General features: G+C 58.3%; 21 protein-coding genes, 1 tRNA gene and 1 pseudogene. 13 read left to right on the top strand and 10 right to left on the bottom strand.

The genetic code is table 11. From position 1 onward, the window contains the following. The first annotated feature begins 12 nt into the window (after positions 1-12). Positions 13-459, top strand: a complete 447-nt coding sequence (locus J3P82_RS24355; RefSeq protein ID WP_434559216.1) for a hypothetical protein — start codon at positions 13-15, stop codon at positions 457-459. A gap of 9 nt (positions 460-468) precedes the next feature. On the opposite strand, the gene J3P82_RS24360 is transcribed toward J3P82_RS24355, so the two are convergent. Continuing rightward, entirely contained in the window at positions 469-906 is a 438-nt protein-coding gene (locus J3P82_RS24360; RefSeq protein WP_434559218.1) for a carboxypeptidase regulatory-like domain-containing protein, read from the bottom strand. 371 nt (positions 907-1,277) lie between these two features. On the opposite strand from J3P82_RS24360, the gene J3P82_RS24365 reads away from it, so the two are divergent. From J3P82_RS24365 to J3P82_RS24400, 8 genes and pseudogenes are all read left to right on the top strand, one after another. Next, positions 1,278-2,051 carry an ABC transporter ATP-binding protein gene (locus J3P82_RS24365; RefSeq protein WP_434559220.1) on the top strand — a complete coding sequence of 258 codons (774 nt, stop codon included), beginning with the start codon at positions 1,278-1,280 and terminating at the stop codon, positions 2,049-2,051. 13 nt (positions 2,052-2,064) lie between these two features. Beyond that, the gene (locus J3P82_RS24370) at positions 2,065-2,817 is read left to right on the top strand and encodes an ABC transporter substrate-binding protein (RefSeq protein WP_434559222.1); all 753 of its coding nucleotides are present in this window, start codon (positions 2,065-2,067) and stop codon (positions 2,815-2,817) included. Positions 2,818-2,895: 78 nt separating this feature from the next. Continuing rightward, positions 2,896-3,591, top strand: a complete 696-nt coding sequence (locus J3P82_RS24375; protein ID WP_434559224.1) for an ABC transporter permease — start codon at positions 2,896-2,898, stop codon at positions 3,589-3,591. Then, complete coding sequence (locus tag J3P82_RS24380; RefSeq protein WP_434559226.1) at positions 3,588-4,277, top strand: ABC transporter permease; 690 nt, start codon at positions 3,588-3,590, stop codon at positions 4,275-4,277. Before J3P82_RS24375 ends, J3P82_RS24380 begins: the two co-directional genes overlap by 4 nt. Continuing rightward, a pseudogene (locus J3P82_RS24385) lies at positions 4,258-5,484 on the top strand (methyltransferase); the annotation flags it as partial. The gene J3P82_RS24380 and the pseudogene J3P82_RS24385, both read left to right, overlap by 20 nt. Positions 5,485-5,883: 399 nt before the next feature. Further along, positions 5,884-5,959: transfer RNA gene (locus J3P82_RS24390), tRNA-Thr, on the top strand. Positions 5,960-6,361: 402 nt separating this feature from the next. Continuing rightward, a complete protein-coding gene (locus tag J3P82_RS24395; RefSeq protein WP_434559228.1) occupies positions 6,362-6,640 on the top strand; it encodes a DUF3077 domain-containing protein in 279 nt (92 codons plus the stop codon). Positions 6,641-6,883: 243 nt separating this feature from the next. Beyond that, a complete protein-coding gene (locus J3P82_RS24400; protein WP_434559230.1) occupies positions 6,884-8,491 on the top strand; it encodes a methyl-accepting chemotaxis protein in 1,608 nt (535 codons plus the stop codon). A gap of 107 nt (positions 8,492-8,598) precedes the next feature. Here the strand turns inward: J3P82_RS24400 and J3P82_RS24405 are convergent, their stop codons facing one another. Together J3P82_RS24405 and J3P82_RS24410 are read right to left on the bottom strand one after the other, a co-directional pair. Then, a complete protein-coding gene (locus J3P82_RS24405; RefSeq protein ID WP_434559232.1) occupies positions 8,599-9,276 on the bottom strand; it encodes an RES family NAD+ phosphorylase in 678 nt (225 codons plus the stop codon). Then, positions 9,276-9,686 (bottom strand): MbcA/ParS/Xre antitoxin family protein, encoded by a 411-nt coding sequence (locus J3P82_RS24410; protein ID WP_434559234.1) that lies wholly within the window; start codon positions 9,684-9,686, stop codon positions 9,276-9,278. The genes J3P82_RS24405 and J3P82_RS24410 overlap by 1 nt, the downstream gene beginning before the upstream one ends. Before the next feature lie 338 nt (positions 9,687-10,024). Here J3P82_RS24410 and J3P82_RS24415 point away from each other — a divergent pair, with 338 nt between their 5' ends. Then, the gene (locus tag J3P82_RS24415; protein ID WP_434559236.1) at positions 10,025-10,948 is read left to right on the top strand and encodes a LysR family transcriptional regulator; all 924 of its coding nucleotides are present in this window, start codon (positions 10,025-10,027) and stop codon (positions 10,946-10,948) included. Here J3P82_RS24415 and J3P82_RS24420 read toward each other — a convergent pair. The 4 genes from J3P82_RS24420 to J3P82_RS24435 are packed head-to-tail and all read right to left on the bottom strand — an operon-like array spanning position 10,865 to position 13,068. Then, the gene (locus J3P82_RS24420) at positions 10,865-11,182 is read right to left on the bottom strand and encodes an AzlD domain-containing protein (RefSeq protein WP_434559238.1); all 318 of its coding nucleotides are present in this window, start codon (positions 11,180-11,182) and stop codon (positions 10,865-10,867) included. The genes J3P82_RS24415 and J3P82_RS24420 overlap by 84 nt on opposite strands. Further along, a complete protein-coding gene (locus J3P82_RS24425; protein ID WP_186613166.1) occupies positions 11,161-11,874 on the bottom strand; it encodes an AzlC family ABC transporter permease in 714 nt (237 codons plus the stop codon). The genes J3P82_RS24420 and J3P82_RS24425 overlap by 22 nt, the downstream gene beginning before the upstream one ends. Continuing rightward, positions 11,871-12,308: a GNAT family N-acetyltransferase gene (locus J3P82_RS24430; protein WP_434563949.1), complete on the bottom strand. Its 438-nt coding sequence runs from the start codon at positions 12,306-12,308 to the stop codon at positions 11,871-11,873. Before J3P82_RS24430 ends, J3P82_RS24425 begins: the two co-directional genes overlap by 4 nt. 13 nt (positions 12,309-12,321) lie before the next feature. After that, positions 12,322-13,068 carry a 2OG-Fe dioxygenase family protein gene (locus tag J3P82_RS24435; RefSeq protein WP_434559240.1) on the bottom strand — a complete coding sequence of 249 codons (747 nt, stop codon included), beginning with the start codon at positions 13,066-13,068 and terminating at the stop codon, positions 12,322-12,324. Between the two features lie 400 nt (positions 13,069-13,468). Here J3P82_RS24435 and J3P82_RS24440 point away from each other — a divergent pair, with 400 nt between their 5' ends. Genes J3P82_RS24440 through J3P82_RS24450 form a run of 3 tightly spaced genes read left to right on the top strand, consistent with a single transcriptional unit; the run spans position 13,469 to position 19,427 of the window. Continuing rightward, on the top strand, positions 13,469-14,215 hold the full coding sequence (locus J3P82_RS24440; RefSeq protein ID WP_434559242.1) for a DUF4123 domain-containing protein: 747 nt from the start codon (positions 13,469-13,471) through the stop codon (positions 14,213-14,215). Then, positions 14,215-18,930, top strand: a complete 4,716-nt coding sequence (locus J3P82_RS24445; RefSeq protein WP_434559244.1) for an RHS repeat-associated core domain-containing protein — start codon at positions 14,215-14,217, stop codon at positions 18,928-18,930. Before J3P82_RS24440 ends, J3P82_RS24445 begins: the two co-directional genes overlap by 1 nt. Next, positions 18,927-19,427: a DUF2247 family protein gene (locus J3P82_RS24450; protein ID WP_434559246.1), complete on the top strand. Its 501-nt coding sequence runs from the start codon at positions 18,927-18,929 to the stop codon at positions 19,425-19,427. The genes J3P82_RS24445 and J3P82_RS24450 overlap by 4 nt, the downstream gene beginning before the upstream one ends. A gap of 79 nt (positions 19,428-19,506) precedes the next feature. Here the strand turns inward: J3P82_RS24450 and J3P82_RS24455 are convergent, their stop codons facing one another. The 3 genes from J3P82_RS24455 to aguA all read right to left on the bottom strand — a co-directional run bounded on the left by J3P82_RS24455 (position 19,507) and on the right by aguA (position 22,680). Continuing rightward, positions 19,507-20,793, bottom strand: coding sequence for an OprD family porin (locus J3P82_RS24455; RefSeq protein WP_434559248.1), 1,287 nt, complete (start codon positions 20,791-20,793; stop codon positions 19,507-19,509). 338 nt (positions 20,794-21,131) lie between these two features. Further along, positions 21,132-21,332 carry a hypothetical protein gene (locus tag J3P82_RS24460; protein WP_434559250.1) on the bottom strand — a complete coding sequence of 67 codons (201 nt, stop codon included), beginning with the start codon at positions 21,330-21,332 and terminating at the stop codon, positions 21,132-21,134. 241 nt (positions 21,333-21,573) lie between these two features. Then, the gene (aguA, locus tag J3P82_RS24465) at positions 21,574-22,680 is read right to left on the bottom strand and encodes an agmatine deiminase (protein WP_434559252.1); all 1,107 of its coding nucleotides are present in this window, start codon (positions 22,678-22,680) and stop codon (positions 21,574-21,576) included. Between the last annotated feature and the right edge of the window lies 1 nt (position 22,681).

Raw genomic sequence — 22,681 nt, forward strand, 5'->3', positions numbered from 1 at the left:
AACCGAAGCCCAATGGCCTCACTGAACAAACAGCAAAAACGCGCCAAGCGCGCCAAAGACAAAGCCAAGCAGCTGCGCATGACCGGACGTAAATCCATCCCCATGTACGGCGATCCGGCGCATGCCACCGCCCAGCCGCCAGTCTACGTGCAGGAGTTGTTCGTCAAACTGCGCGAGGCCGAGGCCGTCAGCCGTAGCGAAATGCTCGACACGCTGCTGGCGAACGTCAGCGAAATGATCATCGAGCGTCCAGGCCTGCTGGACCTTAAGAACGCCGAAAACGAAAGCATGGCTGCCACCAACCTGGCCGCCGACATGCTGGTGGACTACCGCATGTGGGTCGATGACATGGACCGCGAGGCGGCCCAGCGCTGGCTCAGCACGCCGGAGTTCATCAAGGACTTCAGCGAGGCGCTGGACCGTTATCGCCAATCGATGGAAGAGCCCGCCAGCGAATGAGTCGACTCGCTACTCGCTACTGTTCCAATGGAAAACCAGCTTGCGCGCGGCTCCGCTGCCTACATCGGCGGTGTCGCGGCGCTCCTCGCCGTTGCGAATTGCCACCACTGTGTATTTGCCCGGTGGCAGTTGCACATAAACCAGCGGCCCGGCGTCACTGAGCGTCAGCAATGTTTGCCCTGAAGTCTTCTGAACGGTCACGTCTACATCCGGGACGTATTTGTTCTCCGGACCGATCGCGAAGGTCATATGCAGGTTATAACCCTGAGCCTGACCGATGGCCCGGGCTTCGTCCTCGCCGATACCGCCGGACAGATAAGTGACGCCGTTCTGCTGCGTTGGCTGGACCTGGACGCCTGTATTGTCTACGGGCGCGAGGTTGGTGGCGTTGAGCATGGAGGGGATTAATAGCGCGCCTAAAACGATGAGGCGGTATAACGAGTTCATGGCAACCACTCCTGATTCCGGGATGCCCTCATTTGATGAGTCAACGGACGCGGGGTTTAGATCGATTGGAAGTTGAGTTGACTGCGGATCGGAATACGCTCATCCGATTAACCCTTCCAACCCCCGCCCAAAGCTGGCACCATCGCGCCTTTTTTTACGCGACTCCCCGGACTTTTCACCGGCAAACCAGGTTCAAACGGCCGTTAGGTTGTTGATGGCGCGACAGTCTGCTGCGCCGATGCGACAACCTGCCGCACATCGCCGGTTTACCGCCCGTAGCGCTGTTGGCTGCCATTGGGGCGCATGCTAGCTTGGCCGCCTCGCCAGGAAGGCTGCCAACAGCAAGGGAGCACATATCATGAGGACCGCACATGGCCCAGGCCACGCCCGCGCTTGAAATCCGCAACTTGCACAAACGCTACGGACAGCTGGAGGTGCTCAAAGGCGTCTCGCTGACCGCTCGCGACGGCGACGTGATCTCGATCCTGGGCTCCTCCGGCTCCGGCAAGTCCACTTTCCTGCGCTGCATAAACCTGCTGGAAAACCCCAATCAGGGCCAGATCCTGGTGGCAGGTGAAGAGCTCAAACTCAAGGCCGCAAAAAACGGTGAGCTGATAGCCGCCGACGGCAAGCAGATCAACCGCATTCGCAGCGAGATTGGTTTTGTATTTCAAAACTTTAATCTCTGGCCGCACATGAGCGTGTTGGACAACATCATCGAAGCCCCGCGCCGGGTGCTCGGCCAGAGCAAGGCCGAAGCCATCGAAGTCGCCGAAGCCCTGCTGGCCAAGGTCGGTATCGCCGACAAGCGCCACGCCTACCCTGCCGAATTGTCCGGCGGCCAGCAGCAACGCGCTGCCATTGCCCGTACCTTGGCGATGCAGCCCAAGGTGATTCTGTTTGACGAGCCCACTTCCGCCCTTGACCCGGAAATGGTCCAGGAAGTACTTAGTGTGATCCGCGCCCTGGCTGAAGAAGGCCGCACCATGCTGCTGGTCACCCACGAAATGGGTTTCGCTCGTCAGGTATCCAGCGAAGTCGTGTTTCTTCACCAGGGCTTGGTCGAGGAGCAAGGATCGCCACAGCAGGTTTTCGAGAGCCCGCTTTCGGCGCGCTGCAAACAATTCATGTCCAGCAACCGCTAACGGAGCAGTACCTATGCAGACCTACAGGAAATTTCTCTTGGCCGCTGCGGCCAGCCTGGTCTTTTCGGCCAACGCCATGGCGGACGGCAAACTGAAAATGGGCATCGAAGCAGCCTACCCTCCGTTCAACAACAAGGACGCCAGCGGCCAGGTCGTGGGTTTTGACAAAGACATCGGCGATGCCTTGTGCGCCAAGATGAAAGTCGAGTGCGAAGTGGTCACGTCCGACTGGGACGGCATCATTCCGGCCCTGATGGCCAAGAAGTTCGATTTCCTGATTTCTTCGCTTTCGATCAATGAAGAGCGCAAGCAAGCGGTGGATTTCACCGACCCGTACTACTCGAACAAACTGCAATTCATTGCGCCGAAAAACGTCGATTTCAAAGTCGATAAAGAGTCTCTTCAGGGTAAGGTCATCGGGACACAGCGCTCCACGCTCGCCGGCACCTGGATGGAAGACAACATGGAAGGTGTCGAGCTGAAACTGTATGACACCCAGGAAAACGCCTACCTGGACCTGACCTCCGGTCGCGTCGATGCAATTCTGGCGGACAAATACGCGAACTACGACTGGCTGAAAACCGAAGCTGGCCGCGCTTACGAATTCAAGGGTGACCCGGTGGTTGAGGGCGACAAGATCGCCATAGCAGTGCGCAAGGGTAACGATGAACTGCGCAACAAGCTGAACGCCGCATTGAAAGAGATCGTTGCCGACGGCACCTATAAAAAAATCAACGACAAGTACTTCCCGTTCAGCATCTATTGATCCTGACGTGCCTGGCCGGCGCCGCTGTTGTACGGCGCCGCTCCTTAGCAAAGCCTGCCGCGATATGAATTCTTACCCATGATGATCGATCTCTACGGATTCGGCCCGGCGCTTGCCGCCGGCGCGCTGATGACCGTCAAACTGGCGCTCACGGCCCTCTGCCTGGGGCTGGTGCTCGGCCTGCTCGGCGCGTTGGCCAAGACCTCACCGTACAAGCCGCTGCAATGGCTGGGCGGCACCTATTCGACGCTGGTTCGCGGTATCCCGGAATTGCTCTGGGTACTATTGATCTATTTCGGCACCGTCAACCTGATGCATGCCCTGGGTGAATATTTCGGCAATCCCGACCTCGCCCTCGACGCCTTTGCGGCCGGGGTCATTGCCCTGGGCCTGTGCTTTGGCGCCTACGCCACGGAAGTGTTTCGCGGCGCGATCCTGGCGATCCCCAAGGGCCACCGTGAAGCCGGCGTCGCTTTGGGCCTGTCGAAATGGCGGATCTTCACCAAGTTGATCCTGCCGCAGATGTGGCGCATCGCCCTGCCCGGCCTGGGCAACCTGTTCATGATCCTGATGAAGGACACCGCGCTGGTCTCGGTGATTGGCCTGGAAGAAATCATGCGTCATGCGCAAATCGGCGTGACCATCTCCAAGCAGCCATTCACCTTCTACATGGTCGCCGCGCTCATGTACCTGGGCCTGACCGTGCTCGCCATGATCGGCATGCACCTGCTGGAACGACGCGCCGCCCGCGGCTTCGCCAGGAGCACCCAATGAACTGGGACGTCATCATCAAGTGGCTGCCGAAACTGGCCCAGGGCGCTACATTGACCCTTGAACTGGTAGCGATCGCCGTGATCGCCGGCCTGTTGCTGGCGATTCCGCTGGGCATCGCCCGCTCATCGCGCCTGTGGTACGTGCGGGCATTGCCCTACGCCTACATCTTCTTTTTCCGCGGTACTCCGTTGCTGGTTCAGTTGTTCCTGGTCTACTACGGCCTGGCGCAGTTCGATGCCGTGCGCAGCAGCGCGTTGTGGCCATATCTGCGGGACCCGTTCTGGTGCGCCACGGCCACCATGACCCTGCACACCGCCGCCTACATCGCCGAGATCCTGCGCGGTGCGATCCAGGCCATCCCCCGTGGCGAGATCGAAGCCGCGCGGGCCCTGGGCATGTCGCGGCCCAAAGCATTGCTCTACATCATCCTGCCGCGCGCCGCACGCATCGGCCTGCCGGCCTACAGCAACGAAGTGATCCTGATGCTCAAGGCCAGCGCCTTGGCCAGCACCGTGACCCTGCTGGAACTCACCGGCATGGCTCGTACGATCATTGCCCGGACCTACATGCCGGTAGAGATTTTCTTCGCGGCCGGCATGTTCTATCTGCTGATGGCCTTCATCCTGGTGCAAGGCTTCAAGCAGCTGGAACGCTGGTTACGCGTCGATGCTTGCCAGGGACGTTGACGCGGGTGTGCTGACGGGCGAGGCGTTGCTCGCCCGTTTCATGGCACTGGATGCCTTTCTTACGGCGAACCAAGCCCTTTGGAAACCGCGCCCGTTCACCCATCTGCAATTGCCTTGGGAAACGTCCCACCCCGAATTGGCCCGATGGCTACGCCAGCGTTCGCTGGAGAATGCAGAAGCAGACCATCACCAACCTTGGCTGATCGAAGATGCACCAGCCCCCTTCCCTGAGCTGGCGGCTATTTCCTGCACTTTGAGCGCTGTCCCGCAATTGCCGGCCAAGAAGCTCGAAGCGCCAACCCAGCGCCTCAACGTCGACGTGCCCGGCCGCAAATGGCAACAGATTGAAGCCTTCGCCAGTCGCCTGCACTTCGCCGCGCAACCGACTCACTGGCTGGACTGGTGCGCCGGTAAAGGTCACCTGGGTCGACGCCTGCTGCAGGGCAACCAGCAACTGACCTGCCTGGAATACGATCCGGCCCTGGTCGCCAGCGGCCAGCAACTGAGCCAACGCCACCACTTGCCCGCCACGCATCGGCAGCAAGACGTGCTGGCGGCGGATGCAGCCCAAGCGATTCAGCCCGAACACACACCCGTAGCGCTGCACGCCTGCGGTGACTTGCACGTGCGACTTATGCAATTGGCGAGCACCAGCGGTTGCGTAAACATGGCGATCGCCCCGTGCTGCTACAACCGTATCAGCGCTTCGGCGTATCAGCCGCTGTCCGACGCCGCCAAAGGCTCAGCCCTACAACTGTCGCTCGATGATCTCAGCCTGCCGCAGACCGAAACCGTCACCGCGGGCGAGCGCGTCCGACGCCAACGGGACACATCCATGGCCCGGCGCCTGGGTTTCGACCTGCTGCAACGGCAGATCACGGGGCGCGACGAGTACTTACCCACGCCCTCGCTCCCCAGCGCCTGGCTGGAAAAAACCTTCGCCCAATACTGCATCGATCTCGCGGCCCTCAAGCATTTATCCACAGCCGGCTCGCCTGATTGGCAAGCACTGGAGGCTGCGGGTTACCAGCGTTTGGCGCAGGTGCGCAACCTTGAACTGGTGCGAGGCCTATTCCGACGGGCACTGGAGCTTTGGCTGGTGCTGGATCGAGCGCTCTTTCTCGTGCAAAAGGGCTACGAGGTTCGCCTGGGCACCTTCTGCGACACACCCCTCACCCCGAGAAATATGATGCTGCTGGCAGAGCGGCACCACACCAAACAGCCTGTGGATAACTCTGTTGATGAAATAGCCCTGGATCCAACGAAACCGTAATTTCCTGACCGTTTCCAAGCTGTTCATTTTTTGTTCATATGGATAAAAAACCATGAAAACAGGTATTTGCGGCTGGACGACAAGGCTGTCACAAAATTGGAAATTTCGGCCGGTGGGGTTGTTTCGATTGTGTATAAGCACCTGGACAAACCGATATAAAGGCGCGTTTTATTGGAACGGAACGTGGATTTTCCGCTTTATCCGGCGCCGAACAGCCGTACTCGCAAACACCGCCCATCCGCGATTGCATCCAGAATCAGCGGCTTGCTTAAAAATAGTCAGAATTCAGGGGTTTACAGAAACCACCCAATCGCTATAATCGTCGCCCACAACGCCGGTATAGCTCAGTTGGTAGAGCAACTGACTTGTAATCAGTAGGTCCCGGGTTCGACTCCTGGTGCCGGCACCATACAAAACAAAGCCCTCGCAGAAATGCGAGGGCTTTGTTGTTTCTGAGGCAGTGGGATTCCCATGCCTAGATGCCTGGCTTTGATTTTCCGGGATCTGAAAGGACGCGGCCAGCACCGCGCCACGATTGCACCCTACCCAATCGCCCGATACTCTCCAATCGTCGCTGCCAATTCAGCGACCGGGCGTAGGAAACCCGAAGTAATCAAGGCGCATCAGCTGCGCCCCGCTTATTATTGCAGGCGCTTTTTTTGTGTCTGCGATATGCGTTATGGCGGCTGTGCGCGGGACACCTTCGGGTGTGCCGGGTGCCTTGATTCCCGGTTTTCCTACCCCGTGCATGGCCGCCACCCAATCCCGTAGGAAAGGACGGTTGCGGCTCTTACAGTCAAGGAGCCAGACAATGCCAAATCCGCAAGACCTAAAAACCCCAGGCCTAACCCCCTTCTCCTACCATTCCGACCGCCCGCTATTCCGCGTCAACAGCGGCATTCCCCTTGGCGAAGCCCTGTCCCACGCTTCCGACCTGCTCCACATTGCCAAGCTGTTGGCCGAGGACGCGGCGATGATTCGCGGCGCCGATCGGTATGCATGGGCGTCGTGTTATTTGCAGGATATGAGCAAGGCCGTCATCGATGACGTGGTGAAGGTGTTGGAAGCGCCAGGGAGTAATCCGGCTTAAGCGGCTGGCGCAATGCTGCCTTGCTGAGCGGGGCAGCATTGGGTTAATCAGTATTAGCATTAAGCAGTTGAAAGAAGGACTGCTCCGCAGCCCAGCGGGAGCAAGTTCCCTCGCCACGAGCTGTGGATATTCATCTAATCCCGCCCCCCGCCGATAGCCTCAAATAAGAGCATGGCCTGTCCCAAGGCTCCGCTGGCGCTCAACTACACTTGCCCAGAATCCCCGCTCCAGGAGCAGCAAACGATGAAAATCCGCACCAAGATTGTAGGTTCGGGGTTGGTCAGTCTGTTTTTTGCCCTGTTGCTGGGCGGTATCGGGCTGTGGGGTTATAACGCCATGATCGACGCCTTGGCACAGAACGAGACCAGTATCTCAGCCATGCGCAAGCACATGGAGGCGGACATGATGCATGACGCCATTCGTGGCGATGTGTTGGCTGCTTTGCTGGTTGCGCCAGGCGATGCCGCCGGCGCGAAGGAAGTGACCGAGGCGTTCGATGAGCATTCTGAGCGGATGCGCAAGGTGATCGCCGAGAACGCCGAGGCTCGTTTGCCGGGAACGATTTCCCAGACGATTGCCGAGTTGAAGCCTCAGGCCGACGCTTATATCGCTTCAGCCAAGCAGGTGATTGGCAAGGCGCTGAGCGGCGCTCAGGATGGCCGGGCGTTGCGGGCCGAGTTCGACAAGGCCTTTGAGGCCCTGGAGGAGCGCAACGAGGCGGTCAGCGAGCTGATCGAAGACCAGGCGAAGTCGTCTCGCGAGCATCAGGACCACAGCATTCATACGTCTGAACGCTGGCTGATCGTCACGTTGCTGGCGACCTGCGTGGCGCTGGCGCTGTTGTCGTGGAGCCTGCTTAAAGCCGTGCTCACGCCGCTGAATAAAATCATCCTCAACACCCAGGCGATTTCCCAAGGCGATTTGCAGCGTTCGATGGGCGCTCATGGCGATGATGAGCTGGGGCAACTGCAAAGTGTGATCGAGCAGATGCAATCCAACTTGCGGCAGATGATCGCGACGATCCGCAGTCAAAGCGATGGCTTGCACGGCACGTCCCGGACGTTGGGCGATACCGCGCGGCAAATTGTGTCCAGCGCCGACCAGCAAGCCCACAGCGCCACCAGCATGGCAGCGAGCATGGAGCAGATGATCGCCAACATCAGCCAGATCAATCAGCATGCCGACAGCGCCCGGACGATTTCGGCGCAGTCCGAGCAACTGGCGAGCAGCGGCGGCCAAGTGATTCTCGGGGTGGTGGAAGGCATGAACCGGATCGCTGAGGTGGTCAACCAATCCTCCGGCAAGATCACCGCGCTGGATGCGTCTTCCGAGGACATTCACTCGATCATCCAAGTGATCAAAAGCATCGCCGAGCAAACCAACCTGCTGGCGCTGAACGCCGCCATTGAAGCGGCCCGCGCCGGTGAGGCCGGGCGCGGCTTTGCGGTGGTGGCCGATGAAGTACGCAACCTGGCGGCCCGCACCACGCAATCCACCCAGGAAATCACCACGATGATCGGGCGCATCCAGACCAGCGCCCGGGATGCGGTGGCGAACATGCAAGCGTGCGTCAGCCGCGTGGACGAAGGCGTGAACCTGGCCCAGCAGGCCGGGGTGTCCATCAGCGAAATCCGCACCGGTGCCCGGCATGCTGCGGAAGTTGTCGAGGAAATTTCCCACACCATCGCCGAGCAATCCAAGGCCAGTGACGAAATGGCTCAGCGGGTGGAAGCGATTGCCGCGCAAACGAGAGACAACACTTTGTCCATTCACAATCTGCAGCACACGGCAGACCAGTTGAATGACGCCGCGGGGTCGATGCAATCTTCGGTGCAGCAGTTCAAGATTTGAACGTTCGCCGCGGCCTAACTGCTAGCAGCGAGCCCCTGATCCCGTTTATTGCTAATTACGGCTGGGCAATAATTATTGCCCAGCCATAATCCTAATAAAGTCTCGAATCAAACCTGATTCACCTCGAACACAAACGATATCTCCCGCTTCTGGGCGCTCCAGACGTAGCGGATATGCTTGCCTTGCACTGGAATCGATACCGCTGGCGGTCGAAAAGCAGCGACGCATTCGTGACCGGGCAGACGAACGCTGTTGTACAAAAGCCCCCACGACAATGTCGCGCGCAGTTCCCGGGCGAAGACCTGGGACGGGCCGTAGGCCGTGGGGTCTGGATTGTGCAGGTGTGGATAATCGTGGCGGATGTCGTGCAAGGGTTTGACGACGCGGTTGACGTAGGTGCGCATGGTCAATTCCAGGTCAGGCTCGTTGGTCGCACTCAAGAACCGAGCCTGGTGGTAACACGTCTCGGCAATGGCCGCTTCCTGGCTGCTGGCGGCGTAATAGACGCCGAACGTGCCATCGCTGAAGCGACTGCTTTTACCGATGTGGGTAAACGCCGCCATCACTGGCGAGGAACCTGGACCGCAGACCCGATCTTCAGGGCGCACCCGGGACAGCACGCCGGCTTCTTCCATGAGCCGGTCATTGGTCAGGGCTTCCAGGGCGTAGGCCGTGGCCAGGTCATCCGGGTCAAGCACATCTTCGAACAGCGTGATCGGCGGAAAGCTGCTGTTGACGATCCGATAGGCCCGCTTCCATTTCGGGTCCGCCAGCGGTGGCGTCATCAACCGCGCACTCCGTCGAGGTATCGCCGCACATCGGCAATGTCGACCACCCGTCCCGCCAGCATGTACGACAGCGCCGACTGGCCATTGAAAGGTGCCGCCGTGTTCGGGCTGCTGACCCATTGATATACGCGATCCCGGCTGTTACTGAAGATGATGCTCAGCGCCTTGTGAATACCCATGAGATAGGAAATACGCTCGAGGGTGTCCCGCGGCAGCCTGACGTTTTCAGGTAATTGTTTGTATTTGTAGAAGGTCGTGTTTCCGACTTTGCCCAACAACGTGCGCTGCTGCTCGACACTGCAACCCCACAGCTCCATGAGATTGAAGAAGAACTTCAAGGCGACTCGACCCGCATCCGGGGAATCCAATTGTTGCTGAGCGCTGAGGTTGATGGAGGAAGTCGCCATGAGTTTTGGGCTCCTTGTTACTGGGTGATGCGTAGAGAATAGTACATATATGGATAAAATTTAAGTTTTAATTCGCAAGCGAACAGACGCAGCCATTATTTTCCGAGCGGTTTGCTACAACGGAACATCTTGTCGTTGTATTAACGGTATCAACAGACAAGCCGAACCAGCAGAAATCGAAAATCCCACTTAAGCTCCAATCATCGCCTGCCGGCGCTTTTCGCTACAAAACCGCGACAACCGTGGCAAGGTGCTTGATGATAGCGACCATCGCCCCGCCAGGCCGGGGCCGGGTGCATAAATAACAGCGAGCCCACTTAAGCAGAGGGCATTACCTCATGGATAGCAGAACCTTACGCAACCTCATGCGCATCATGCAGACCGGCTCGTTGTCGGCCGCAGCGGAACAGTCGTGCCTCACGGTGCAGGCACTGGCGGCGCAATTGAACAAGGTCGAGGAGCAGTTCGGGTTTCGGTTGTTCCGACGCTCGAACAAAGGCCTGACGTTGACGAGCCAAGGCTCTGAACTGACGCCGTTCATGGATCAGGTTTTGGCGGCCACGCGACAGCTGGAAGAAAAAGTCGCGGCGCTCAAGACACCCAGGCAGCGAAGCCTGAAGGTGGCGCTCAACACCACGCTGACGGCGGATTTCAACCGGCGGATAATCGATCGCCTGATCGCGGTTTTTCCCCAGTACCAGCTGGAATTCAGTTATGCCGAGTCGATGGAGAACCTGAGCAAACTCAAGAACGAGCATTTTGACCTGGCGATCCTGATCGGGCAGCAAAATGGCTTTACCAGCATCCCCATGCCGGGCGTGCAGGTGCAGGTCGTCGGTGCCCATTGCGGTGACAAGGACGATTCCCTTGGCCTGCTTGGCAACAAATTTCAGGTACGTCCGGCAGAAGAATGTCCGTATTCCCACAGCTTCCTGCGCTTTCTCGATGCGGGCCTCGGCGAGTACGGACCGAGCCAGCGAATGATCTATTCCTGCAGCGAAACGCTGACGTTGTCTTTGATCACCCAGCTCGACGGCTTGGGGCTCGTCTCCCGGGACGCGGCGATGCGCAACGGCCTGGCGATATTCCCGGACTTCGAGGACTTCCTGGAAGTACGCCTGGCGGTGAACAATCCCGAGCTGTCCGACCAGGCGCTGCACGATGTCGTCGACCTGGCCCTACAGGAGCGAACCGAGCGCGATGTACGCCGCCGTGCCCACCGCCACACTGAGAAACAGGTTGCGGCTGAAATACGCACATAACAGCGTCGGAATCGCGGCATAGAACTCCGGACGGTCGAGCTGTATCTGCTGGTCCTTGATGAGTAGCGGAGTCAGGCTGATGGCCGCGACGATCGCCACCGGCAGGTATTCCAGCGCACGGGCGACGAACGGCGGCCAGTTGTCCGTATTGACCTGCAGCGGCAAGGCGCGGGGCAGGAAGGTCACGGCCATCATCAACGCAACGACGAGGATCAGGAACGTTTGGTCAGGCATACGCCCACCCCGCAGCCAACGAACGTGGCGATGAATACGTTGAACGGCGAGCTGCCTATCAGGCTCAGCGCGCCCATGCAGATAACTGCCGCCAGCGCCGCGATCAGCTTGTTGCGCGTGTTGCACAACGAAACCAGCACGTAGAGCATCATGGCAGTCAAGGCGTAGTCGAGTTGATACTTGATCAGGTGCGCCGCGTATTGCGCACAAACGGCCCCCAACAAGCCACCCAGCACCCAAGAGGTGTGGCAAAAGAGGTTGAAGCCGATCAGGTAGCGCACACTGACCGGCGCCCCGGTGCCCAGCTTGACGCTGTGAAAGGCGAACGACTCATCCGTGAGCCCCGCCGCGTAGCACCAGCGCTCGAAACGACTGAGTCCCAACGCCCGCAGGGCCTTGGCCATGTAGACCGACATGAGCATGTGGCGCGCATTGATCAGGAACGTGGTGAGCACGATAGTCGTCAACGACGCCCCGCTGGAGATCAATGCCAACGCCGCGAATTGTGAGGCGCCAGCATAAACGAACAGGCACATCGCCACCGGGAGCCACAATGGCAACCCGGCGTTGACCGCCATCAGACCGAACACAAACGAAACCGTGAAATAACCCGCTACTACCGGACTGGCTTCAGCAAAGGTTCGCGAGGCTTGTGGTTCGACTGCCAGCGGCTGGCTGGAAGTCTTGTTCATAAATCCCTCTCGAAAGTGATTTCGCCCCGAGGTTCACAGAACCCTTGGGCAGCCCAGAAGCGCTTGCCGGCCAGATTGGTATCGTCGACAAACAGGAACATGCGCAGCACGCCGACCCGTTTCATGTCAGCGGATGCCGCTTCCACCAGGCGCTGACCCAGGCCTTGGGTGCGATGCCTCGAGCTGACTGCCAAGTGATTGATTGTCCCCCGAGTGCCCAGCATACCGCCGATGACCGCGCCTACGACGTCACCCGTCGCATCGAAAGCCATGTAGGCGGTGGTGGTTTCCTGCAACAACACGCCACGCAAGAACCGCGCATCCTGCCATTCACAGAACGATACCTCGGCAAAACCGCGAAAAAACTGCTCCAGTCGTTCGGCGTCCCTGACCATGGCTCGGCGCAACAGGATCTGCGGCACCGATTCTTCCATGGGTTCGAGCTGTTCAGCGAACAATGTCAAAAGCGGTCCCGGGCCGCGAAAACGAAATCGCCAGGATCTGCCTGAACGCCATTTCATGGCTGTGGGTGTTGCGGGCAGGGGTCACGTAGTGGCGCATGTCCCGATCCAGGAAAAAGGTCGTATCGAGGATGTCCTCGTAAGTGGTTGCCGCCAATTGCTCTTCCTGGGCACTGTAGAGACGGCTTTCCGCGCCGGCGACGTTATTACGACCCCAGAAATGGACACCACTGAAAGGGTACCCATCGCAATGGATGCCTTCGGGAGTGATCTCCAACTGCTTGCCCGGCTTGATCTCGATACGGATCTGATGGATCTGGCACTGCCAGATTTCATCATGCAGTTCCTGCGGCAGAACGTTTTTGTAAACGTCGAAGTCCGTGTCGATCAGGCTGCGCATCACGGGCGAATTGATCACTTCGTGGGAGAAATCCTCGAAGTGTCGCTCCAGTCCGCCGACGTAGCTGTTATTGGCTTTGGACTGGACATAAGCGCGGTGTTCAAGCTGCTTGAGTTCGCGGGTCGCGGGGTTGTATTCGAAGTCGCTGTAGCGGCGGAAACGCATGCCTGACTCGGCCTGGCCGTAATAGCTGTCGGGTTCCATGTTTTCCCAGCTTTTGGTCAGCCGGACGAAGTCGCCGAAATGACCGTAGAGGTTGAAGTCTCCACCGCGGACGTTGACGTATTTGTCACGCCTTAGCGCTTCGCCCACTTCCCTGTTCAGAACGATCATTTTTCATAAGTCTCCACTGCGTTGAGCGGACTAATCTAGTAGGTGCAGGAATTGCGTCCATGAAAAAGTATTTGAGGCATTTCAAGCCCAGCTTGAAACGGGGCAAAAAGTTTCACTAGTACGACTTTTCGCCAGCAGAACAGTCTCTGCAACGCCGATATTCAAGGCAAACCGCCGCAAGAAAACGCCTCACACCAAGATGCGCAAGATATGACGCACTACTGCGCAAGTTGTCAGGCATTTTTTTGCCCGAATCCCCTGCCGCCCCGCCTTCAAACTGTCTGAAACCGCACAGAAACGCCGGTTCACGGCCCCCCCCCAAACCTGGCTTGATCCTTGATTGAGTGACGTCCTTGCCGGGTGAAGCTCCGACCTCGCACCCCTTCGAAGGAGAGCCTCAATGGCAACACAGGCATTCGTGCCCCTTGGCCCTGTGGCATGGCTGGCCCAACAGCCGCTGCAGGAAAACGAGCACCTTTATCTGGTGATCAGCGCGGCGAGCGATTCAGATGCTGTGAAAGCCTTTCGCCGGTCCGCTCCCACTCATCCATTGCTTCCCATCTGGGGAGAAACACCTTATGCCACTTGGCAACCAGTGATGCCTTATGTCGCCCAGCTCGAACCCGATTCGGCGTTCTTGCCATGGATCGCGCAAACCGAGGCCCTTGATTGGGGCTGGCTGGCCGTATCCCGCTGTGAGCCGGAAACGGTGCGGGCGCACCTGCGCAGCCTTACGCAAGTGAAGATGCCGGACGGTAATGAAGTGTTCTTCCGGTTTTGGGATGGGCGATACCTCCAGCAAATCCTTGAAGGCCTGGGCGCCGAAGCCGGGAACCTGCTGCCGGTCTTTGAACGGTACCTGATCAATGGCAAACCCTTGGAGACATCGCCCAGGAAAGTGCCGGCGGCGAGGGATTGGCCATGGTGGGAGATGCCGGGGGACCTGGCCGATGCTTTGGCGAAGCAGAACCCATCAGTGTCGCTGGACGGCCTGATGCAGTGGCTGGAAGAGGAACACCTGTACCTGTTTACCGCTTGGCCCAAAGATAACCTGCGGCTGAAAGTCAGCCGTTACGTACGGCAGACGGGTGCTCGGGACAATCTTCGGGAAACGCTGCTGAATGATTTGCTCCTGGAGCAAGGTTGATGTCAGCAAAGGCTCACATTGCTTTCGTCGACGAGGAACTGGCGACATTCAAGGATAGTTTGAAGCGTTATCAAGAGCAGACCCAAGCCTGGTATGCACAACGTGCCGATGACTTCAGCCGACTCAGGGACCTGCCTTCCCTCACGGGCATGGAGCGCATCATCAAGATCGGGGACAGCCAGAAATCGGTGGCCATGACTGACGGCGATTTCAACTCGAATGTGGCCCGCTGCCCGCGCAAAGGGCCCTTGTTGATCGAAAGCAAGTTCGAATCGGTCTACGACATCCCGATTGGTGATATCGATGTAGATATCGTCGATGTCGACACTGGCGCAACCAGCACCGTCAAGTTGGACGCTCAAGGAAAGGCCCGCTGGGCTGACGGTGTTCCCGGCAAGTACTACCAGATACGCGTGCACAGCAAGGTTACCCCCGCTCAGATCGATGCGCTGTTCAGTAGTTATGACGGACTGACAGGCGAGCTGGAAATATTCCTGCGCAATAAATGGGAAGGCCCAGCGGGATACCGGCAGCAGTGGTCGAGCCTGTCTTTGTCCGGTACCGTCCTGGCGGTCGGCAGCGGCATTCTCGAGGGTGGCTGGGAAGCTATCAAAGGCGTGTGGGATGGCATCAGCCTGGTCTTTGAAATCCTGAAGAACCCGGCGAAATTCGTAGATGAACTGGGCGAAGGGGCCCTTCATCTCATTGAGGTGGCCAAACAAACCCCCGAGGTCATGAAGAAGGCCATGCTGTTGGCCAGCGACGAGGCCGCGCTTTTCCTGATGATGCGCTGCGCGCTGATCTGGCTGGCGAGCCTGCCGCCGATGCAAACGGCCCAAGATTACGCAAAGATGACCACCACCGCAGCCATGGGCGTCGTAATCGATATTGTGGTGGCGATTGTCCTGACACTGGTTGCCGAGGGATCCGGCGTCATTTATCTCGCGGCGCGGGTGAAGAAATACGGGGAAATCATCTTCAAGGCGGTAATAGGCTTCGTAGAGTCCGTATTCGCCATCATCAATGGCTTCATGGGGTATGTCGCCAAGTACATTCCGGTGGCAGTGCGGGGCATGGCCGCGCCGATGAAAAAAGGCGCGGTCGAGCTACGCATCGATGCCAAGAAAAACGCCAGGTTGGTCGCTGGCAAAACGGGCGATGATGCCTCCAAGCAGGCGACCACACCCGCCGGCAAAAGCGCTGAACCCGCCGCCCGTACCTGCACCAACAAATGTCCGGTATCGATGGTCACCGGCGAGGAATTGCTGACGCTCAACGATGGTCAGCTCGACGGCCTGCTGCCTTTCGAGTGGACACGCCTGTATCGAACCAGCGCAGTGGAGATCGACTGCGGCTTGGGTTACGGCTGGAGCCATGCGCTGGCCCATCGGCTGGAAATCCAGGGCGCGGAGGTCACCTGGACCGATCACGAAAATCGGTCGACACCTTTCCCGCGTCCGAGCAAGCAGCGTCCGGCGATTACCAACAGCCTCTCCCGTGCAGCCATTTACCTGGGCGATGATTCCAGCGAGCTGATTGTGGCGCAAGCGGGCCAGCGTCCCTCGTTCTATCACTTTCGCCTTCATAACGATGAGGCGACGTTGAGCGCCATCAGCGATAGCTATGGCAATCGGTTGCGCATTACCCGCGACACCCTCGGGCAGATCAAGCGCCTGGACAACGGCGCGGGGCGGGGCCTGCTCTTTCGTTACGGCAATAGTCGAATCACCGCGGTCGACTACCAACAATTTAAGCCGGCGAACACTTTGGAACGCTGCTGGTCGACTGTCCAGACGCTGGTCACTTACCGCTATGACGCCCAGCATCGTCTGGTCGAGGCGACAAATGCCGCCGGTGAAACCGAGCGTTATCGCTACAACGAGCAACACGTCATCGTTGAGCGACAACTGGCCGGCGGTGCGAGCTTTTTCTGGGAATGGGAGAACGAAGGCAAGCTGGCCCGCTGCACCCGTCATTGGGCCAGTTTTTCGCAAATGCATGCGCGTTATGCCTGGGACAACAACGGAACCGTCACCGTAACCGATGCGGACGGTAGCGAGGAGACCTATACCCACGACGATAAAGCGCGGCTGATCAGCAAGACCGATCCGGACGGTGCGCAGCATCGCAAGGCCTATAACGAAAAGGGTCAGTTGATTGCGGAGCAAGACCCGCTGGGCGTCGTGACCGAATACCGCTACGACGAAGACGGCTTGCTGATAGCCGTCATTCCGCCAGAAGAAGAGGCGGTGATTTACGAGCACATCAATGGGTTCGTAAGTGACGTCCACCGTGGCAAAGCCAGTTGGAAATATCGCCGCAATCGACAAGGTGACATCACCCAGCAGACCGATCCAGATGGAAACATCACTTACTACCATTACAGCGACCAAGGTCGCCTGATCCACATTGCCCACCCCGACGGTAGCGTCCATTCATTGGCTTGGAACAAGCTCGGCCAATTGGTTGAGGAATTCCTGCCCGACGACAGCCTGCTTCAATACACCTACGATGAGCTCGGCCGACAGGTCAGTCGTCAAGACGAACACGGCGCCATCACCCATTACCAATGGGACGCCGTGGGCCGTTTGCTGCAAACCACCTTGCCCACCGGCGCAACCCGCGCCTGGAGCTACAACGCCTACGGCAAGGTCAGCGCCGAACGCGACGAACTGGGGCGCATCACCCGCTACGAATACGCCGACGACCTGCACCTGATCAGCCGCCGCCTCAACCCCGACGGCAGCGAACTGAAATACCGTTATGACTCGGCGCGGTTGTTGCTGACCGAAATCGAGAACGAATCCGGCGAAAAATATCAGCTGGACTACACGCCCAACGGACTGATCCGACAGGAAACCGGCTTCGACGGCCAGCGCACCGGCTACGCCTACGACCTCAACGGCCACCTGCTGGAAAAGACCGAGTTTGGTTCCGACGGTAATCAACGGGTCACCGCTTACCAAAGGGATTCTGCAGGACGCCTGCTGCGCAAGACCTTGCCCGACGGCGAAACGGTCGAGTACCGCTACGACGGCCTTGGGCGTCTGGTCAGTGTCGACGACGGCCATTGGCCGCTGGCCTACGAATACGACGCGCAAGACCGCCTCGTCGCCGAACACCAGGGCTGGGCCACCCTGCGTTATCGATACGACAGCACCGGCCGCTTGATCCATTGCCGCTTGCCCGATCGCAGCACCCTCGACTACCGCCACGCCCAGGGCGGCGCGCTGATCGCCATTGACCTCAACGGCACGTGCCTGACCGAGCACCGCTTCAAAGGCGGACGCGAAACCCAACGCCAGCAGGGCCGGCTGCTCAGCGACTACAACTACGACGAACAGGGCCGCCTCAAGGCCCAGACCGTGTGGCAGACCCAAGAGCAACAGCTGTTCTGGCGCGACTATTCCTACGACGCGGGTGGCAACCTCGCCGCGCTGTCCGACACACGAAACCGCCGGAGCTACCAATACGACAAGCAAGATCGCCTGCTGCGTATCGACTACGCCCACAGCCAAGCCCCGGAACGCTTCGCCCACGACCCGGCCGGCAACCTGCTGATGCAGGACCGCCCCAGCCCGACCACCCTCAAGGGCAACCGCCTATTGATGGAGGGCGACCGCCACTACGACTACGACGCCTACGGCAACCTCGTCCGCGAACGCCGCGGCACAGCCCAATGCCTGGTCACCGAATACCGCTACGACAGCCAACACCGCCTCATCGGCGTCACCAGTCCCGACGGCAACGAAACGTCCTACCGCTACGATGCCTTCGGCCGACGCATCAGCAAGACCGTGGACGACCAGACCACTGAATTTATCTGGCAAGGCGACCAGGTCATCGCCGAAAGCAGCGACCAGCACTACCAAAGCTACATCTACGAACCCGGCACCTTCCGCCCCCTCGCCCTGCTCGAAGGCGAAGGCCCAGAAAAAGCCACGCCGTTCTACTACCACCTCGACCACCTCGGCACCCCACAGGAACTGACCAGTCATCAGGGCGAAGTGGTTTGGGCGGCGCGGTACAACGGCTACGGCAAACTCACCGAACTGCGCCACGGCAACGGCCCCCGACTGCACCAACCGCTACGTTTCCAAGGGCAATACCACGACCGGGAAAGCGGCCTGCACTACAACCGGCACCGGTACTACAATCCGGAGACGGGGCGGTATCTCACACCCGACCCGAGCAAGCTCAGGGGAGGGCTTAACGCCTATCGGTATACCCTGAACCCGACGGGGTGGGTGGATCCGTTGGGGTTGAATGGGTGTCCGGGTGATCCTCATGCATTAGCAGAGACAGCATCAACTCACTCTTCCAAGACGGCTGTAAATGAAGGTGAACCTCCTCCTCCGAAACCTCAGGAGAACACTGCATATAATGTGGCGCTTTTTGAGCGCCAACGTGCCACATATGCAGAAAACGAAATAAAAGCCGCCACACACGTAGGGAGTGCGACAAAAGATGATCCAATGCATAGGGCACCGAATTACGTGGTTGACCAAATATCTGCCAATGGAAGAGTATTTCCGCTTCGAGGCGGTGACGGGTCAAATAACACACTTACTCAAATGCCTGGAGCAGTGAATGACAGATCTGGGACTTTTGAGTGGATTGTGAATTCCAAGTTAGAACTAACCCACCAGAGATTTATTCCGGACGGAAGGATAACCGGAACCCCTAACCAAGTCCCATCACGGCTACCAAAATGACCAGATTAATGCTTGACGGCCACTACATCTTTAAAAAAACGCCATGGCTGAAATGGAGCGAGCTTCTATATGGTCTTGAGCGTGGTTATGTAGATGAGGGAGGAGTCATAGACTACGTCTGTGATGCATTGACTATCGATGCGCCTAACGAAGCTTTGGAGATTGCATCCCTTGAACCTCAAGAACAATATTCAGTTCGCAACATACTCAAAACCCTTAAAGATCAAGACAGTCGGGAAGACCTAGACCTTGCTGAGCCCTGGTTGTTTTTGCTGCTTTCCTTTGTATTTGAAAACAAAAGCAAATACACCGACCCATTGGGCGTAGCGGAGGAGCTATACGCAGAGTTTGATTATCCAGAAGAAGTTGCACCAATTATTAGGTATATGCCATTGGCTGATGGAGCGGAAGGATGCGAGGAGCTGCTATTTAATAACTGGAAGAACATTCTATCGAGCTATGAAACCCGTCTTGAAGCCTGTAACAGAGCCCCTTAAAAACAGCACAACAATAAAAAACCCCGGCCTAACAACTAGGCCGGGATTTTTCATATAGCTTTCCTAACCCCAATCAACCTCAAAAAACATTAATCGGATAATCCACAAACACCCGCAGCTCATTCCCGCTGACGTTGTACTCACTGGATTTTTGCGACACGCGCAATACCGAGCTGCGCAACCGTACGCTCAAATCCTTGGCCGGGCCGCCCTGGACCACGTATTTGAACTGGTTGAAAATTTCGCGCTCGGTTCCGCCCTCGCTGGTGGAGGTGGTGATGTTGTCGCCGCGCACGTACGCCACGTTATAGGTCAGGCCCGGTACACCGAAGGTCGTGAAGTCCAGGCCATAGCCCAGTTGCCAGCTGCGTTCGTCTTCGGCGTTGAAGTCCGACCAGTAGGAGTTGGCCAGGTAGATGGTGTTGCCGCCATCGCCGACACGATTCTGTCCTCGCTGATAGCCGCCGTAGGCGTAGCCCAGGTTGCTGTCGCCCGTGCTGCGCTGGTGAGCGAGGGTGAAGCTGTGCGGACCGGTGGCGAAGGTGGCTGCCAGGCTCCAGATCTTGTTGTCGTCGCCAGTGACGTTGTTTTCGCGAACGTAGCTGTTGTCCAGCTTGGTGCGGTAGCCGTTGAAGTCCAGGGTCAGCGACTGATCCTTGGCCAGCGGGAACACATAGTTGGCGTTCACGTACTGCTTCTTCAATACGTCCTCGACATCCGAGGCGTAGAGCGAAGCCTTGAACTGTTCGGTGAACTGATAGCTGCCGCCCAACACGTTGATCGACTTCAAACCGCCGCTGTCACGACCCTCGGCGCTCTTGCGCGACTCGGCGGTAAAACGGCCGGCGTTCAGTTCCAGTCCCTTGATCTCTTTAGAGGTGATCAACGTGCCGGTATAGCTTTCCGGCAGAAGGCGGGAGTTGTCATAGTTCAACACCGGAAGGGCCGGCATCTGGTCACCGTAAGCCAGCACGGTGTTGGAGACACGGAATTTCACCGCGGCGCCGAACTTGGACAAGTCATCTGCCGCGTTGCCGCTGTCACCCTTTTTGAAAAAATCGATGCCCTGTGCACCGGTGCGTCCTTTGCCGCCGTCCAGACGCAATGCGTACAGGCCGAACGCATCTACACCGATGCCCACGGTGCCTTGGGTGAACCCGGACGAGAACGTACCGATGGCCGCCTGGCCCCATTCGGCCTTGTCCTGGTTGCCGTCCTTGTAGTCGCGGTTGATGTAGGCGTTGCGCAACAGCACCTTCAAGCTGCTGTCTTCAACAAACCCCTTGGACTGCGCTTGGTCGTTGGCCATGGCGTGTGTGCTGCTCAATATCCCCAGTGCGATCAAACTGATGCGTGTGTTCAACATGATTATTTTCCTTGTACGAGGTTGATACGCACTGCAACCGGCAACCGAAACGGCGCTTTTCGCGCTCTTTTCAGACTCTTGCTCCTGGAAATAATGAAAAGGCCCGCCCACGATTTTACCGTGTCGGGCCTTTTTATTATTTAAGAGTCATGGCTGTTGGCCACAGGCGTGGGCGAATCCTAGTCGCGCCCTGAAGCCTGTGTCAATTTCATGAATCGTCTGTGATTAGGCGAAAAACGTCTAAGACGTTAGGTGAATGTCTCCTGCCGAACAGAAATCAGCGCGCGTAAAAAAAGCGCTGCCATCCCGGCCAGCGCTTCTTATCAATCCTTCGAATTCTATCCTTGCATCACATCCCACAACGCTTCCAGCTCCGCCTCGCTGAACAGGCCAACGGGATAGCGCTCCATGATCATCCGCCGCGGATCAGGCTCCCTGATCTGACGCGTTCCGTTGGACTTCAACCACTGCGCCAAGGCTTGAAGCGACTCACCATTAACAGCCAAAGGATGGCATGCGCGCTCGCTTATCATGTTCATTCCAGCGCCCTCCTGGTTGATGAGCGGCCAATCTATCCGAGGTTTATGACAAAACAACGCAGCCCCGCTTTCCGGAACTGCCTGGATGGCGATACAAGAGCTATGCCAACGTCGCCCGTCGCTAGCAAACCAGACACAAAAAAACCCGCGCCCCAATCGGGACGCGGGCTTGCCAGGATGGATCCAAAAAGTCCGGCGCAGAGCCGTTGCGACCGATCTTACCGGGCTGTTACAACGCCACTCATTTTATCTGCGGCGCGGGTTGCTGTTGGGTAAGGCAATGGATATTCCCGCCCCCCAGTAACAGTTCCCGGCCAGGCACCATCACCACTTCATGCTCCGGAAAAAGACTTTCCAGCAATTCCCTTGCCGGGGCGTCCAGCGGATCGTCGAAACTTGGGGCAATGATGCCCCCGTTGACGATCAGGAAGTTCACGTACGAGCCGGCCAAGCGGACGCTCGGATTGCGTTCCTGGGAACCTTCAACGGCGTCTACGCCCGCGCATTCCTCTTCAGTGGCGTACAACGGCCCGGGAATAGGCATCTTATGCACTGTGAACGAGCGTCCCTGGGCGTCGGTGCTGTTTTGCAAGACATCCATCGCCGCATGACAGCGGGGGTAGTTTGGGTCCTGTGGATCGTCGGTCCAAGCGAGCAGCACTTCGCCGGGACGCACGTAGCAGCAGAAGTTATCCACATGGCCGTCGGTTTCGTCATTGAACAGGCCATCCGGCAACCAGATGATCTTGTCTACCGCCAGTTGGGCGCTGAGCACTGCCTCGATTTCTTCACGGCTCATATGCGGGTTGCGATTGCGGTTGAGCAGGCATTCCTCGGTAGTGATCAAGGTACCTTCGCCATCGACATGGATCGAGCCGCCCTCAAGCACAAAACCTTCGGTGCGATAACGCTGGCTGCGCTCGATGTCGAGGATTTTGCTGGCCACCTGCGAATCCCGGTTCCACGGCGAATACAGGCCGCCGTCGAAACCGCCCCAGGCGTTGAAATCCCAATCGACGCCGCGCACCTCACCGTTGCCATTGATCACAAACGTCGGCCCGGTGTCCCGGACCCAGGCGTCATCGCTGGACATCTCGACCAAGCGGATGTTCGGTACATCAAGGCGCGCCTTGGCGTTCTCATACTGGGCGGCGGACACGGCGACGGTCACCGGCTCAAAACGGGCAATGGCCTTGGCAACGGACACATGGGCCGCTTGCGCGGGCTTGCCGCCGAGGCGCCAGTTATCGGGGCGCTCGGGCCAGATCATCCAGACCTGAGTCTGGGGTGCCCACTCGGCAGGCATATGAAAACCATCCGCGCGCGCAGTGCTGTGCAAAGTTGTCATG

The sequence above is a fragment of the Pseudomonas sp. Z4-20 genome (genome assembly GCF_051131955.1).
Lineage (GTDB): Bacteria > Pseudomonadota > Gammaproteobacteria > Pseudomonadales > Pseudomonadaceae > Aquipseudomonas > Aquipseudomonas marvdashtae.

What these genes read in the sequence shown, in the direction of transcription:
- J3P82_RS24455 (WP_434559248.1), bottom strand. Translation starts at nt 20,793, where the DNA reads ATGTTGAACACACGCATCAGTTTGATCGCACTGGGGATATTGAGCAGC.
- J3P82_RS24370 (WP_434559222.1), top strand. Translation starts at nt 2,065, where the DNA reads ATGCAGACCTACAGGAAATTTCTCTTGGCCGCTGCGGCCAGCCTGGTC.
- J3P82_RS24395 (WP_434559228.1), top strand. Translation starts at nt 6,362, where the DNA reads ATGCCAAATCCGCAAGACCTAAAAACCCCAGGCCTAACCCCCTTCTCC.
- J3P82_RS24420 (WP_434559238.1), bottom strand. Translation starts at nt 11,182, where the DNA reads ATGCCTGACCAAACGTTCCTGATCCTCGTCGTTGCGTTGATGATGGCC.
- J3P82_RS24365 (WP_434559220.1), top strand. Translation starts at nt 1,278, where the DNA reads ATGGCCCAGGCCACGCCCGCGCTTGAAATCCGCAACTTGCACAAACGC.
- J3P82_RS24400 (WP_434559230.1), top strand. Translation starts at nt 6,884, where the DNA reads ATGAAAATCCGCACCAAGATTGTAGGTTCGGGGTTGGTCAGTCTGTTT.
- J3P82_RS24425 (WP_186613166.1), bottom strand. Translation starts at nt 11,874, where the DNA reads ATGAACAAGACTTCCAGCCAGCCGCTGGCAGTCGAACCACAAGCCTCG.
- J3P82_RS24405 (WP_434559232.1), bottom strand. Translation starts at nt 9,276, where the DNA reads ATGACGCCACCGCTGGCGGACCCGAAATGGAAGCGGGCCTATCGGATC.
- J3P82_RS24360 (WP_434559218.1), bottom strand. Translation starts at nt 906, where the DNA reads ATGAACTCGTTATACCGCCTCATCGTTTTAGGCGCGCTATTAATCCCC.
- J3P82_RS24415 (WP_434559236.1), top strand. Translation starts at nt 10,025, where the DNA reads ATGGATAGCAGAACCTTACGCAACCTCATGCGCATCATGCAGACCGGC.
- J3P82_RS24375 (WP_434559224.1), top strand. Translation starts at nt 2,896, where the DNA reads ATGATGATCGATCTCTACGGATTCGGCCCGGCGCTTGCCGCCGGCGCG.
- J3P82_RS24435 (WP_434559240.1), bottom strand. Translation starts at nt 13,068, where the DNA reads ATGATCGTTCTGAACAGGGAAGTGGGCGAAGCGCTAAGGCGTGACAAA.
- J3P82_RS24440 (WP_434559242.1), top strand. Translation starts at nt 13,469, where the DNA reads ATGGCAACACAGGCATTCGTGCCCCTTGGCCCTGTGGCATGGCTGGCC.
- J3P82_RS24430 (WP_434563949.1), bottom strand. Translation starts at nt 12,308, where the DNA reads ATGGAAGAATCGGTGCCGCAGATCCTGTTGCGCCGAGCCATGGTCAGG.
- aguA (WP_434559252.1), bottom strand. Translation starts at nt 22,680, where the DNA reads ATGACAACTTTGCACAGCACTGCGCGCGCGGATGGTTTTCATATGCCT.
- J3P82_RS24410 (WP_434559234.1), bottom strand. Translation starts at nt 9,686, where the DNA reads ATGGCGACTTCCTCCATCAACCTCAGCGCTCAGCAACAATTGGATTCC.
- J3P82_RS24380 (WP_434559226.1), top strand. Translation starts at nt 3,588, where the DNA reads ATGAACTGGGACGTCATCATCAAGTGGCTGCCGAAACTGGCCCAGGGC.
- J3P82_RS24445 (WP_434559244.1), top strand. Translation starts at nt 14,215, where the DNA reads ATGTCAGCAAAGGCTCACATTGCTTTCGTCGACGAGGAACTGGCGACA.
- J3P82_RS24450 (WP_434559246.1), top strand. Translation starts at nt 18,927, where the DNA reads ATGACCAGATTAATGCTTGACGGCCACTACATCTTTAAAAAAACGCCA.
- J3P82_RS24460 (WP_434559250.1), bottom strand. Translation starts at nt 21,332, where the DNA reads ATGAACATGATAAGCGAGCGCGCATGCCATCCTTTGGCTGTTAATGGT.
- J3P82_RS24355 (WP_434559216.1), top strand. Translation starts at nt 13, where the DNA reads ATGGCCTCACTGAACAAACAGCAAAAACGCGCCAAGCGCGCCAAAGAC.